Raw genomic sequence first — 12,851 nt, forward strand, 5'->3', positions numbered from 1 at the left:
GCCGGCGCTCGCACAATGTCCCTCCGGAGACGGATGCGCGGGCTCGGCCCGGCGAGTAGCCTGGGGCCATGACGGAGCTTCGCCTGGTGGAACTGTCGGCTGCGACGATCGTCGCGGTCAACGCGATGTCCCTCAAGCCGGGCCAGGAGCAGTTCTTGGCGCCGACCAGCTATGCCGTGGCCGCTGCCGTCGTCAACCCCGCCACCGCGTGGCAGCGCGTCGTCCTCGACGACAACGAGGTCGTCGGCTTCGTGAGCGCCAACTTCGACCCCGAGGCGCCGCACGAGCAGTTCCGCTCGGTGCTGTGGCGGATCAACGTCGATGCCGACGACCAGGGTCGCGGGGTCGGGCGCTTCGCCGTTGAGAAGCTCCTGGAAGAGGCGCGCTCGCGGGGCGTCGACCACGTCAACGTCATCTACGAAGCCGGAGAGGAGGGCCCCGAGGCGTTCTTCCGGCGCGTCGGGTTCACGCCGGTGGGTGAGACCGAGTTCGGCGAGGTCGTCGCCGAGGTCAGGCTCTGATCCCCCGCCGTCGTCTCGTCGCCTCCTCCCTCGCCCGCGCGGGATTGACCGCGGGCCCGTGACCGGCGGCGAGGTCTCGTATCTCCCTCCCCCATCGAGGCCTCGTCGCCCTCCTCCCGGCGCGGCCAGAAGGCCCACGTGACGAGGATCGCCGCTCCGATCGTCACGGCCGCCAGCACCAGGGGCTGCTGCAGCCAGGCGACGCCGGCGGCCACCCCCGGAATCGCCCACCACACGTGGCGCACGGTGGTGGCGGTGTACGGGACGGGGTCCTCCGCCGCGTTCGCGTCCCCCTTCATCCGGAAGGTGACCCGCTCCCCGTCGACCGACTCGATCTCCACGACGCGATGGGTGATCGGAAGCTCCGGATCGCGCGAGACGGTCACGACGTCGCCGACGGTCATCTCGGTGGCCGGGATCTCGCGGACGAAGGCGATCGACCCGGCCGGGATCGCCGGCGACATCGATCCGGTCGCGAACATGATGATCGTGACGCGGAACACGACGGCGGCGACGACGAGGGCGAGGCAGACGAGCCCGCCGAGGGCGAGGAGGCTGAGGAGCGTCTCGCCGACGAGGCGGAGCCCGCGCCGTGGCGACACGGTCACCACGTGCAACCCGTGATGAGCCCGGCGAGCGTCGTGGAGAAGGTCCCGGTGACGGCCGGAGAACTCCACGAGCTCGATACCGCGCGCACCCGCACGTCGTAGATGACACCGCCCAGAAGAGTCGACAGCAGCCCCGATGTCGAGGCCGAGGTCGCTCCGGCCGAGATGGTGGTGGAGGCCTGGACGACCCCCTGACGGAGGATCTCCAGGACATACCCGGTGCGCGGCGCACCCGTCGTGGGATTGATCCACGAGTAGGTCACCGAGAGCCCGAGAACGATCGAGCACCCGTTCTTGGTCGGGGCCACCACCCCGGTGGAGGCGACGGTCGCCACGGCGAGTTCCCGATCGGTCCATGCGGCCGACACCGCCTGCGGAACGGCGGCCGTGTACGACAGGCCCAGGATGCACACGAGCGCCGCCGCTCCCCAGCCGGCTCTCCGCCGAGCGGCTCGGCGAGTCACGGCGCGGCCTCCCGGCGCGCGCGGGCGCTGCGCGCCAACAACAGGCCCGCACCGACGGCCCCCAGCGCCGGCAGGAACATCATCCCGACGCGGCCGCCGCTCTGCGCCAGGCCTTCTTCGTCCCCGCGCCCCTGGCCCCGCGCGTGCACGGTGAGCCGCGCAACGCGATCGCCAGTCACACCGCCGGTGTCCGCCAGCCGGATCCGCAGTCGATACCACCGGGTCTCGCGGGAGGACATGGTCGCGATGGCAGCCGCGCCGTCGGCGGACACGGTCGGGTGAGCACGCTCCCCCGTCCGGCATCCCGCAGCCGTCCACGCGACGGCGCACTCCCGGACCTCGACCGAGAAGGACCCGGTGGGATCGTCGCCTGCCCACCGCACGTCGATGACCCCGTCGTCTCGGGAGGCGGAGACGGCGATATCCCACGTGACGGGGACGCCGGGCTCCATCCGCCGCGCCGCGTCGCGGTCGAGCGCCGCCTCGAGATGGACGACGTCGGGGTCGTCGGGAGGCGCTGCGCTCGCCAAGAGCTCCCCTGCGGACACGCCGGGGAGCCCCGCCACGAGGAGTCCCGACAGGACGAGCGCGGCAAGCGCAGTCATGGTGTGGACCCCGCGAAGCGCCACGTCACCGTCGTGGTCTGGTTCTGGACACCGTCGACCGCGGTCGAGGGGAGGGCGATGCGGATGCAGTACGTCACGGTGTTCGCCCCCGCCGCCTGCAGGTCCTGCGGGGCGTCGGGCGTCGTGGCGACGTCGGTCGAGAGCGCCGTGCCATTGGGAACGATGACCGGCGCCGAGGCGTTCGAGAAGAGCGCTTCGGCGCACGACGCCCCCGACGGCACGACACGTACGGCGTAGACGAGGGCCGCGGCCAGGGCCCCCGACGCCGAGGTCGCCGTCTGCATCCGCACGACACCCGGCACCGAGTCGAAGCCGCCAGTGGCCGCCGTCGCCGTGCGAATGCGCACCGTGGTGAATCCGGCGGGAGACCCGGGATAGACCCCGCTCAGGGTCGGCGTGAACGTGACCGTGCCGCCGGGACTGGTCGCGTGGTCGGTGAAGGCCCCGTCGCTGATGCTCCCCACGATCCCGAACCGCCCCGAGCCGACGGTGGCGGTGGCGAACTCGTTGTCCGTCCAGGCGGCGAGGGTGGCCACCGCACCGACCCCCAGCACGATCGCCCCCGCCAGCACCGCACGCGCACGCAGGAACAGACGTCCGCGTCGGGGGACGCGGCGCCGCCCGACATCGACGTCGGAGGACACGACCGCTCCTAGGACGACTCGGCCGTGAACTGCCAGACGCCGGTCGCCGAGGTGCCCTGCTCCAGCCCGGCGCTGGAGGTGACGGCGAAGCACAGTTGCTGGGCCGCCCCGGCGGCGGGCGCGACGGGAGCGGACAACGCGACGCTCGTGCTGGTGACCGCCGTGTCGTCGAGAGAGCCGGCCGCCAGCGGCGTGCCGGTCGCGGTGGCCGCGCCACACGTGGCGCCCGCGGCGATGGGATAGATCGCGTAGTCGAGCTCGGCGACAGCGGTGCCGGTTCCCGTGAGCTCGACCAGGGAGAGGTCGGCCGGGTTGGTGGTCCCCGCGGCGAGCCGCACCCAGAAACCCGCATAGACGGTCTCTTCCGGGGCCAGTTCCTCGACCGGCAGGGAGAAGCTCAGCGTCGCCGCGCTTCCCGTCGAGTCGTGGTCGGCATACGTCGTGCCGTCGACCGAGCCCTCGAGGTTGAACTGTCCCGCCGAGAAGAGCCCGGTGACGAACTCGTTGTCCGTCCACGCCGCGAGGACCACCGCCCCGCCGACTCCCAAGACCAGTCCGCCCGCCAGCAGCGCGCGCACCTTGCGGCGGCGCCTGCGGATCGCGATCGCTTGCTGTGTTTCCGTGCTCCGTACTTCCGTGCTCACTGCCACACCTCGCATCCAGGGGGTGCGTCGTCGCCGACGCGAATGTGCCTGCATCGTAGCGTGGCACCGCTCCCATGGATAGGGCCCCTGCGCGAAGCGCACGTGCCGGTGCGTCGGCGGACCCCTCGCCCCGTGCGGGCGCGCCGCGTAGCGTGGCGACATGACACTCACACTCGGATTCATCGGCATCGTCACGCGCGACATGGCGGCCTCACTCGCCGTCTACCGCGCCCTGGGTGTCGACATCGCCGACGGCCAGGACGCCAGCCCCCACGTGGATGCGACCCTTCCCGGCGGGGTCGCCCTCGCTGGGGACACCGTCGAGACGATCCTCAGCTTCGACCCGTCCTACGTTCCCGCGGACGGCGGCCACCGCATCGCTCTGGCCTTCGACCAGGGAAGCCCCACCGCGGTCGACGCCGCCGTGACGGCTCTGGCTGCCGCCGGCCATCCCGCCCACGTCGCCCCGTTCGATGCACCGTGGGGTCAGCGCTACGCCACCGTACTGGATCCGGATGGGAACTCGATCGACCTGTACGCCGCGCTCCCCCAGAGCTGACCCGGAGACGACGAAGCGCCCCGGGAGGAGGGGCCCGGGGCGCGTAGAGGCTCGTCAGACCAGCGACTCACGCCAGGCCGCGTGCAGCTGGGCGAACTTTCCGGTGCCGGAGATGAGCGTCTCGGGGGTGTCGTCCTCGATGATCCGTCCGTGCTCCATCACGAGCACCCGATCGGCGATCGCGACGGTCGACAGGCGGTGCGCGATGATGATGGCCGTGCGATCGGCGAGCAGGGTCTGCAGCGCGTCCTGGATCTGGCGTTCCGACGGGATGTCGAGCGACGCCGTCGCCTCGTCGAGGATCAGCACCGCCGGGTCGGCGAGGAAGGCGCGAGCGAAGGAGATCAGCTGCCGCTGCCCCGCCGAGACGCGCCCACCGCGCTTGTTGACGTCGGTCGCGTAGCCATCGGGAAGGCGCTCGATGAAGTCGTGCGCCCCCACCGCGCGCGCGGCGGCACGGATCTCGTCCATCGTCGCGTCGGGCTTGCCGAGCGCGATGTTGTCGGCCACCGTGCCACTGAACAGGTAGGCCTCCTGAGTGACCATGACGATCGCACGCCGGAGATCCTTCGGATGCAGGTCTCGGAGGTCGACGCCATCGAGGGCGACGACGCCGCGCGACGGATCGTAGAACCGCGAGACGAGCTTGGCGAGCGTCGACTTCCCTGCACCTGTCGTCCCCACGAGCGCAATGGTCTGTCCGGCCGGGATGTCGAGGGAGAAGTGCGGCAGGATCGTGCGGTCGTCGCTGTACCCGAAGGTGACGTCGCGGAACTCGACGTGCCCGCGCGCCGACCAGAGGTCGATCGGGTTGACCGGGTCGGGTACGGTCGGCTCCTCCTCCAGCACTCCCGAGACCTTCTCCAGGGCGGCGGTGGCCGACTGGTAGGAGTTGAGGAAGAACGCGATCTCCTGCAACGGCGAGAAGAAGTTCCGGACGTACAGCACGGCCGCCAGAAGCGTGCCGACGAGAATCGAGCCGTCGGCCACGCGCAAGCCGCCCCACAGCACGACCAGCGCCACCGACACCGCGGCGACGGCCATCATGCCGGGCTCGAAGACCCCGAACAGGCGGATCGAGCGCAGGTTCACGTCTCGGTACTGGCTGGAGAGGTCTCCGAACTCGTCGTCGTTGCGCTCCTCCTTGCGGAACGCCTTGACGGCCCGGATGCCGGTCATCGACTCAACGAACTTCACGATCACCTTCGCGCTGATCACGCGGGACTCCCGGTACACCTTCTGCGAGCTCAGGTAGAACCAGCGCATGATGAACCACAGCGGGATGCCCATGGCCAGAAGGATGATGCCCGACTGCCAGTCCAGGAGCACGAGCGCGATGAGCGTGAACCCGCCGTAGAGGACGCCCGAGACGAGCTCGTTCAGACCACCGTCGAGCAGTTCGCGGATCGAGTCGAGGTCGCTCGTCTGGCGCGAGATGATCCGGCCGGACGTGTACGACTCGTGGAACTCCAGGCTCAGCCGCTGCGTGTGCAGGAAGATCCGCTTGCGGAGATCGAGCATCACCGCCTGCGTGAGCCGCGCGGCGACGACCGCGTACCAGCCGATCAGCGCCGCGCCTCCGAATCCCGCGACGAGGTAGATCGCGACCACCAGGATGGTCGGCATCCAGTCGCCGTCGGCGAGGACGGTCTCCAGCGCGTTGTTGATCCCGAACGCGATCAACGCAGGCCCGGCCACCCGCAGAGCTGTCGAGATGACGAGGACGGTCGCGGCCAGGATGATCTGCCGGCGAAGCGGCCCCACCAGCGAGCCGAGCAGGCGCAGCGAGCGCTGGCGGATGGCGCGGGACTCGTCGCGCGTATAGTCGGAGCGGTCTTCGCCGCTGGTTCCGGTGACCGTGGTGCTCACAGGTTCACCTCCCTCTCCCGCATGCGGGTTTGTTCGTCTTCCAGACTCGAGATCACGTGCCGGTAGTGGGCACTCGTGCGCAGCAGCTCCGAGTGCGTGCCGACCGCGGTGATCCGACCCTCCTCGAGAAGCGCCACCCGGTCGGCCAGCGTGACCGTCGAGGGACGATGCGCCACGATCAGCGCGGTGGTCGCGTGGAGCACCTCTCGGAGGGCATCCTCGACGAGCGCCTCGGTGTCGACGTCGAGCGCCGACAGCGGATCGTCGAGGACCAGGACGGCCGGCCGTGCCGCGACCGCGCGCGCGAGCGCGAGTCGCTGCCGCTGACCGCCGGACAGCGACATCCCCTCTTCGCCGATGACGGTGTCGGCACCCGACGGAAGCTGATCGACGAATCCGGCCTGAGCCACCTGCAAGGCTTCGCGCAGGACCGCGTCGGCCTCGGGGCTGCCCGGCACGAGGTCTTCACGACCGAGGAGCACGTTCTCGCGAACCGTCTGCGAGAAGAGCGTCGCATCTTCGAACGCCATGCCCACGTGTGTGCGCAGTTCGGCCAGGGTCAGGTCGCGCACGTCGACGCCGTCGAGGGTGACCCGCCCGGCCGTCACGTCGTAGAGACGCGCGGGGAGGGTCGTCAGGGTCGTCTTGCCCGATCCCGTCAGGCCCACGAGGGCCATCGTCTCGCCGGGCTGGAGCTCGAGGTCGATGCCGTTCAGCAGGTCGCGCTCGCTCTCCGCCGCATCCTGATAGCGGAAGTGCACGCCCTCGAAGCGCAAGGCTCCTCGGGGTTCTGCCAGCCGGACCGGGTTCTCGGGGTCGACGATCGAGTTGCCTTCGTCGAAGACCTCGAAGATGCGGTCGGTGGCCGTGCGCGCATCCAGCAGGAAGGAGAACAGGAAGCCGATGGACTCCATCGGCCACCGCAGCACCGTGGCCATCGCGAAGAAGGCGATGAGCTCCGCGATCGTCAGCTGCTGCATCTGGGTGAGGACGATCCCCGCACCCAGGCACAGCGCGAAGGCGATGTCGGGCAGCAGTACGAGCCAGAACCAGATCCAGCCGACCGCTCGTGCCTTGCTCAGCTCCGTCTCCCGGAGGGTCTCCGCCTGCCGGGTGAACTTGTGCAGCGCGTGCTTGCCGCGCCCGAACGCCTTGAGGACGCGGATGCCGTGCACGGACTCCTCGACCGAGGTGGCAAGGTCACCGGCCTGGTCCTGGCTCTGCCGCGCGAGCGTGCCGTACGTCTTCTCGAAGCGGAAGCCGGCGATCCACAGCGGCGCACAGACGATCAGGAATGTGGCACCGAGGGCCCAGTGCCAGCGGAACAGCAGCGCCGCGCCGACGGCGATCGTGATCGCGTTGACGAGCAGCAGCACGAGACCGAAGGCGAGCCAGCGGCGCACCATGCTGATGTCCTGCATCATGCGGCTGAGCAGCTGACCCGACTGCCACCGATCGTGGAACGCGACGGGGAGACGCTGGAGGCGCTGGAAGAACCCGGTGCGGAGGTCGTACTCGACCTTGGTGGAAGGCGCGATCACGAAGAAGCGTCGGGCCCACACCATCAGGGCTTCCAGCAGGCCCAGGACGAGGATCGCCACGGCGCCCCAGACGAGCTGCCCGAGGTCTCTCGAAGCGATGGGCCCCTGCACGACGGCCTCGAGGACGAGCGGAATGGACAGCGCGAGAAGGCTGGCCACGAGCGCGCTGGCAGCTCCCAGGCCGAGGCGCGGCAGCACCGGCTTCGCGAACGGATAGAGGCGGGCGAGCGCCCGCGGAGTGGACAGATGGGGCGTGGGGCTCTCGATGGAAGAGGTCATGATCCTTGAGAAATGGGTGGAGCGGATGCCGAGGCGGCGAGGTCAAGAGAGCGACGGGCGCGAGAATCACCGGTCAGGCGTGGGCCCACCGATACCGAACGCGGGGAGCGGACGAACGCTTCCCCTCAGGCGAGGAGCGGTTCTACCCGCGGTACGAGCGCCCGGCGACGGCGAAGAGGACACGCGGCTTCGTGATGACGATGGCCTGGGACATGGCTTCCTCCTCGGGTCGGTGACAGGGACGCTGTCGCATCCAGCACCGGCGCGACAGCCCTCCAGACTATATCTGTGTGTTCCCTGAATGCAACGCCGATTTCGTCTCGACTGGTCGGGTTCGACTCAGGCCGCTTCGCGCGCGAGGAGGCTGCGCTTGACCTCGACTCCCCACGCGAACCCGCCGAGCGTCCCGTCACCGCGCAGCACCCGATGACAGGGGACGAACAGCGCGGGAGCGTTGCGGGCACAGATCGACGCCGCCGCTCGCACCGCGCTCGGCCGCCCGAGCAAGGTCGCGAACCCGGTGTAGGTCAGCGGCTCGCCGGGCGCGATGCGGCGGAGCGCACCCCACCCCTCCACCTGCAGCGCGGTGCCCGACTGCGCGACGACCACGTCGTCGATCGCACGCACATCGCCGTCGTAGTAGGCGACGACGGCCGCCGCGGCGTCAACGTCTCCCTCTCGCACCTCGACCGGCATCACGCGCAGCCGCGCGAGGATCGCGGACGGGTCGTCGGTCCACCCGGAGGCGAGGACGCGCTGCCGCTCATCGGCGAGGATCGTGAAGGGACCGTCGGGTGTGGCCAGAGTGTGCAGGAGGGCGGTCATGATGCTCCCAGGGATGAAGAGGGGTCGGTGACGAGGGCGGGGGCGGAAGCGGCGCGCGAGCGCGGTGCCCCGCGCCGAGGAGCGGGCGCTCGAGGCGGCACCGCCCGCCAGAAGTGGGCCGTGAGGTAGCTGCGCCACGGGGCCACGCGCGCCGACCACTCGGTCAGCGCCCGAGGCTCGGCGGGGAGGCCGAGTGCGGCAGCGCCCGCGCGGACCGCGACATCGCCGGGGAGGAAGACGTCGGGATCGTTCAGCACGCGCATCCGCACGTAGTCGGCCGTCCAGGCTCCGATGCCGGAGCGAGCCATCAGGGCCTCGCGCTGGGCGGCGCCGTCGTCACCGGATGAGAGGACGAGGTCGCCGTCTGCGAGGGCCGCCGCGGTGGAGGTGAGGGCACGGATCCGTGCAGCCGGACCCCGCAGCACCTCGTCGCCGTGCTCGGCGATCGCCCGCATGGTCGGAAAGAGCCGATCCGTCCCCTCGAAGGCCGCCACCGGCTCTCCCAGCGCCTGGGTGAGAGCGGTGAGGGCGGTGCGCGCGGCGGCGACAGTGATCTGCTGGCCGACCATGGCGCGGATCAGCATCTCGTGGGGATCGGCCGTGCCGGGGACGCGGATGCCGGGGACGGCGTCGATGCGCGGCGCCAGCGGGGGGAATGAACGGAGCGCGCCGTCGACGGCGACGGGATCGGCGTCGAGGTCGAACAGACGCCGGGCGCGGGCCACGACCGGGGTCAGGTCGCGCAGCTGCGCGAGCCGCGCGCGCAGACGCATCCGCCCCTCGCGGTCGCGACGCAGTTCGAACCAGGCCGGCCCTCCGTCCAGCCGCAGGGTGCGCGCGAAGGAGGTCGAGGTCGCCACTTCCATGCCCGGCACGGCACGCGCCGCCATCCAGGTGAACAGCCCGTCGGCGTCGAAGGGCTCCCGATGGGCCAGAGTGAGCTCGATCACCCCCGGAGAGGCGGCCTCGGCGCGCGCTCCCCGCCGGGCACGCAACGCCGAAGGGGTGAGCCCGAAGACTTCGCGCACCGTGTCGTTGAACTGGCGCACGCTGGCAAAGCCGGCCGAGAACGCGACGTCGGCGGCGGGCAGGTCCGTCCCGACGAGCAGCATGCGGGCGGTGTGCGCTCGATGCGCGCGGGCGAGGGCGAGGGGCCCGGCGCCGAGCTCCGCTGCGAGAAGCCGGCTGAGGTGGCGGGCGGAGTAACCGAGTCGTGCCGCGAGACCGGGGACCCCCTCCCGCTCCACCACCCCGTCAGCGATCAGCCGCATGGCGCGGGCGGCGGTGTCGCCGCGCAGGTTCCATTCCGGCGACCCCGGCGCCGCTTCCGGCAGGCAGCGCTTGCACGCGCGGTATCCCGCCTCGTGCGCGGCGGCCGAGGTCGGGTAGAAGGTGACGTTGGCCGGTTTGGGCGTCCGAGCCGGACACGACGGGCGGCAGTAGATCCCCGTCGAACGCACGGCCGTGACGAACTGTCCATCGAAGCGGGCATCACGTGCGTCGATGGCGCGATAACGCTCATCGAAGGTCATGCTCGTGACGGACATGACTCCACTGTGTCACGGAACGGCGGTGTCGACTCGCGGAAATCGGACATCGTGGTGCCGGTCCGATCCACGCGTCGGTCAGTGGAAGAAGTGACGCTCCCCCGTGAAGAACATCGTCACGTTCGCTGCCCGAGCCGCGTCGATGACCTCCTGGTCGCGCACCGAGCCGCCCGGCTGGATGATCGTCTTGATGCCGGCGTCGATGAGCACCTGCGGCCCGTCGGCGAACGGGAAGAAGGCATCGGAGGCCGCCACCGAACCGGCGGCGCGGTCGCCCGCCCGCTCGACGGCGAGGCGGCAGGAGTCGACACGGTTGACCTGTCCCATCCCGATCCCCACCGTGGCCGACCCCTGCGCCAGCACGATCGCGTTCGACTTCACGGCGCGGCATGCCTTCCACGCGAAGATCATTCCCTCGAGCTCTTCCGGGGCGGGGGCGTCGCCGGAGACCAACTGCCAATCGGTGGCGACCGACTCGATCTCGTCGGGGAACCGGTCGGCGTCCTGCAGCAGCAGACCGCCCGAGACCAGTCGCACGTCCATCCGCTCCTGCTTCCAGTCGGCGGGCAGCCGCAAGACGCGGAGGTTCTTCTTGAGCGCGAACACCTCGAGGGCCTCCGGCTCGAAGCCGGGGGCGACGATGACCTCGGTGAAGATGTCGCGGAGGTTCTCCGCCATCTTGAGCGTCACGGTGCGGTTGGCGGCGATGACCCCGCCGAAGGCCGACACCGGGTCGCACTCGTGGGCCCGCAGGTGCGCCGAGGCGATCGGGTCGAGGGCGTTCGGGGCGCCGATCGCGATGCCGCACGGGTTGGCGTGCTTGATGATCGCCACGGCGGGCTTGACCAGGTCGAACGCGGCGCGCAAGGCGGCGTCGGCGTCGACGTAGTTGTTGTACGACATCTCCTTGCCCTGCAGCTGCGTCGCCTGGGCGATGCCGTGACCGCCGGCGCGCGTGTAGATCGCCGCGCGCTGGTGCGCGTTCTCGCCGTAGCGCAGCGTCTCGAGCCGCTCGGCGGTGATGGTGAGGTGCTGCGGCAGCTCGTCCGTGGAGAGGGTCTGATCGGCGAACCACGTGGCCACGGCCCGGTCGTACTCGAACGTGTGGGCGAAGGCGCGCGCCGCGAGGTCGCGACGCTGCGCCAGGCTCGTGCCCCCGGCTGCGACCGCGTCGATGATCGCGGGGTAGGACTCCGGGGAGACGACGATGGCGACGTTGGCGAAGTTCTTCGCCGATGCACGTACCATCGCGGGGCCGCCGATGTCGATCTGCTCCACGACGGCGTCACCCACGGCACCCGAAGCGACCGTCTCCTTGAACGGGTAGAGATTGACCACGACGAGCTCGAACGGCAGGATGCCGAGCTCGCCCAGCTGGGTCTCGTGGTCCTCGAGACGGAGGTCGGCGAGCAGGCCCGCATGCACGCTCGGGTGGAGCGTCTTGACCCGCCCGCCGAGCGACTCGGGGAACCCCGTGATCTCAGACACGTCGGTGACGGCGATCCCCGACTCGCGGAGGAGGGAGGCCGATCCACCCGTGGAGAGGATCTCGACACCGGCATCGGCGAGGGCCCGTGCAAGCGGCAGGAGGTCGGTCTTGTCGCTGACCGAGATCAGGGCGCGGCGGATCGGGACGAGATCGCGCTCGCGGTAGAGGGCAGGGTCGATGGTCGGACCGGCCATGGGGGCTCCTGTCGTCAGGGGTGGTGAGCGTTCAGTGGGAGGAAGCGGTGGGGGCGGCCGCGGTCAGGTCGAGCTCGCCCTGGGCGATCCGGCGCACGACGTCGATGAGGAGGCGGCGTTCGACCGGCTTGATGCGATCGTGGAGCGTGTGCTCCGTGTCGCCGGGCAGCACCGCCACGCGCTCCTGCGCGAGGATCGGCCCCGTGTCGACCCCGCCGTCGACGACGATGACGCTCGCGCCGGTCTGGTCGACCCCCGCGGCCAGCGCGTCGCGGACACCGTGCGCACCGGGGAACTCCGGCAGATAGGCGGGGTGCGTGTTGATGATGCGCGGCGCCCAGGCATCGACGAATGGGGCAGGGAGCAGCCGCATGAGGCCGCTCAGCACGAGGAGATCGGGCTGCCACACCGACAGCTGCGCGTGGAGCTCCGCCCCCCACTCCTCGCGGGAGGCGAAGTCGTGGAAGGGCACCAGGAGCGTCGGGATGCCGAAGGCCTCGGCGTGGGCAAACCCGTCGGCCTCACGGTCGGCGCCCACGACGATCACGCGCGCGGGATAGTCGGCCTCGCGCGTCGCCTCCAGGAGGGCACGCAGGTTGGAGCCGGCGCCCGAGATCAGGACGGCGAGGGTGAGCACCCGCTCAGTCTACCGGCGGGGCCGGGCGCTGCTCGGCCGGGCGGAACAGGCCGAGGTCCGGCCCCAGGTCCTCGGTCTCCTGGTCCTCGGTCTCCTGCGCGGCATGCGCCGAGGCAGCGCGGGCATCGGCCCGGTGGTCCTCGGCGTCACGGTGCGCGCTCTCCCGCGTGACACGCGCCGCGGGATCGTCCTCGTTCCGAGGCGCCCAGAGGACGGCACCGGCACCGACCGCCACTTCGAGGCCGACCGCGAGCGCGAACGCACCGACCGAGGGACCGACCTGCTGCAACCGCTCCGGTCCGATACCCCCAGAGGCCAGCACGGCGAGGAGGGCGGCCGAGGCCGCCGACGCGAGGGCGATGACCCCCCACACGACCAGTCGCGCGCGCCACGCGTCGTCGGCG

The 12,851-nt window shown here is 70.9% G+C and carries 14 protein-coding genes; 2 read left to right on the forward strand and 12 right to left on the reverse strand.

All coding sequences use genetic code 11. The annotated features are described in order from the left end of the window. The first annotated feature begins 68 nt into the window (after positions 1-68). Positions 69-521 carry a GNAT family N-acetyltransferase gene (locus tag QM591_RS10340; RefSeq protein WP_415132247.1) on the forward strand — a complete coding sequence of 151 codons (453 nt, stop codon included), beginning with the start codon at positions 69-71 and terminating at the stop codon, positions 519-521. Here the strand turns inward: QM591_RS10340 and QM591_RS10345 are convergent. From QM591_RS10345 to QM591_RS10365, 5 genes are read right to left on the reverse strand one after another with little or no spacing between them, the layout of a single operon-like run. Continuing rightward, positions 416-1,132, reverse strand: a complete 717-nt coding sequence (locus tag QM591_RS10345; RefSeq protein WP_415132249.1) for a signal peptidase I — start codon at positions 1,130-1,132, stop codon at positions 416-418. The two genes, QM591_RS10340 and QM591_RS10345, sit on opposite strands and share 106 nt — an antisense overlap. Beyond that, positions 1,126-1,593 carry a hypothetical protein gene (locus tag QM591_RS10350; protein WP_415132251.1) on the reverse strand — a complete coding sequence of 156 codons (468 nt, stop codon included), beginning with the start codon at positions 1,591-1,593 and terminating at the stop codon, positions 1,126-1,128. The genes QM591_RS10345 and QM591_RS10350 overlap by 7 nt, the downstream gene beginning before the upstream one ends. Then, entirely contained in the window at positions 1,590-2,198 is a 609-nt protein-coding gene (locus QM591_RS10355; protein ID WP_415132253.1) for a hypothetical protein, read from the reverse strand. The genes QM591_RS10350 and QM591_RS10355 overlap by 4 nt, the downstream gene beginning before the upstream one ends. Further along, positions 2,195-2,863, reverse strand: a complete 669-nt coding sequence (locus QM591_RS10360; RefSeq protein WP_415132255.1) for a SipW-dependent-type signal peptide-containing protein — start codon at positions 2,861-2,863, stop codon at positions 2,195-2,197. Before QM591_RS10360 ends, QM591_RS10355 begins: the two co-directional genes overlap by 4 nt. A gap of 8 nt (positions 2,864-2,871) precedes the next feature. Then, positions 2,872-3,507: a SipW-dependent-type signal peptide-containing protein gene (locus QM591_RS10365; protein ID WP_415132257.1), complete on the reverse strand. Its 636-nt coding sequence runs from the start codon at positions 3,505-3,507 to the stop codon at positions 2,872-2,874. Between the two features lie 160 nt (positions 3,508-3,667). On the opposite strand from QM591_RS10365, the gene QM591_RS10370 reads away from it, so the two are divergent. Then, the gene (locus QM591_RS10370; RefSeq protein WP_415132259.1) at positions 3,668-4,066 is read left to right on the forward strand and encodes a VOC family protein; all 399 of its coding nucleotides are present in this window, start codon (positions 3,668-3,670) and stop codon (positions 4,064-4,066) included. Between the two features lie 54 nt (positions 4,067-4,120). Here the strand turns inward: QM591_RS10370 and QM591_RS10375 are convergent, their stop codons facing one another. The 7 genes from QM591_RS10375 to QM591_RS10405 all read right to left on the reverse strand — a co-directional run. Beyond that, positions 4,121-5,935, reverse strand: a complete 1,815-nt coding sequence (locus tag QM591_RS10375; protein ID WP_415132261.1) for an ABC transporter ATP-binding protein — start codon at positions 5,933-5,935, stop codon at positions 4,121-4,123. Then, positions 5,932-7,755, reverse strand: a complete 1,824-nt coding sequence (locus QM591_RS10380) for an ABC transporter ATP-binding protein (protein WP_415132263.1) — start codon at positions 7,753-7,755, stop codon at positions 5,932-5,934. The genes QM591_RS10375 and QM591_RS10380 overlap by 4 nt, the downstream gene beginning before the upstream one ends. Positions 7,756-8,094: 339 nt before the next feature. Continuing rightward, positions 8,095-8,580 carry a methylated-DNA--[protein]-cysteine S-methyltransferase gene (locus tag QM591_RS10385; RefSeq protein ID WP_415132265.1) on the reverse strand — a complete coding sequence of 162 codons (486 nt, stop codon included), beginning with the start codon at positions 8,578-8,580 and terminating at the stop codon, positions 8,095-8,097. After that, positions 8,577-10,127: a DNA-3-methyladenine glycosylase 2 family protein gene (locus tag QM591_RS10390; protein ID WP_415132267.1), complete on the reverse strand. Its 1,551-nt coding sequence runs from the start codon at positions 10,125-10,127 to the stop codon at positions 8,577-8,579. Before QM591_RS10390 ends, QM591_RS10385 begins: the two co-directional genes overlap by 4 nt. A 78-nt stretch (positions 10,128-10,205) precedes the next feature. Beyond that, positions 10,206-11,810 (reverse strand): bifunctional phosphoribosylaminoimidazolecarboxamide formyltransferase/IMP cyclohydrolase, encoded by a 1,605-nt coding sequence (purH, locus tag QM591_RS10395; RefSeq protein WP_415132269.1) that lies wholly within the window; start codon positions 11,808-11,810, stop codon positions 10,206-10,208. Positions 11,811-11,841: 31 nt separating this feature from the next. Beyond that, positions 11,842-12,447, reverse strand: a complete 606-nt coding sequence (gene purN, locus QM591_RS10400) for a phosphoribosylglycinamide formyltransferase (RefSeq protein ID WP_415132271.1) — start codon at positions 12,445-12,447, stop codon at positions 11,842-11,844. Positions 12,448-12,451: 4 nt separating this feature from the next. After that, a partial coding sequence (locus tag QM591_RS10405) for a DUF6350 family protein (RefSeq protein WP_415132273.1) occupies positions 12,452-12,851 on the reverse strand: 400 nt, incomplete at its 5' end.

The organism is Microbacterium sp. (genome assembly GCF_047607225.1).
In the GTDB taxonomy this organism is placed as follows: domain Bacteria; phylum Actinomycetota; class Actinomycetes; order Actinomycetales; family Microbacteriaceae; genus Microbacterium.

Excerpts from the sequence above, each read along its gene's own strand:
- QM591_RS10355 (WP_415132253.1), bottom strand. The coding sequence starts at position 2,198 with ATGACTGCGCTTGCCGCGCTCGTCCTGTCGGGACTCCTCGTGGCGGGG.
- QM591_RS10385 (WP_415132265.1), bottom strand. The coding sequence starts at position 8,580 with ATGACCGCCCTCCTGCACACTCTGGCCACACCCGACGGTCCCTTCACG.
- QM591_RS10370 (WP_415132259.1), top strand. The coding sequence starts at position 3,668 with ATGACACTCACACTCGGATTCATCGGCATCGTCACGCGCGACATGGCG.
- QM591_RS10380 (WP_415132263.1), bottom strand. The coding sequence starts at position 7,755 with ATGACCTCTTCCATCGAGAGCCCCACGCCCCATCTGTCCACTCCGCGG.
- QM591_RS10340 (WP_415132247.1), top strand. The coding sequence starts at position 69 with ATGACGGAGCTTCGCCTGGTGGAACTGTCGGCTGCGACGATCGTCGCG.
- purH (WP_415132269.1), bottom strand. The coding sequence starts at position 11,810 with ATGGCCGGTCCGACCATCGACCCTGCCCTCTACCGCGAGCGCGATCTC.
- QM591_RS10390 (WP_415132267.1), bottom strand. The coding sequence starts at position 10,127 with ATGTCCGTCACGAGCATGACCTTCGATGAGCGTTATCGCGCCATCGAC.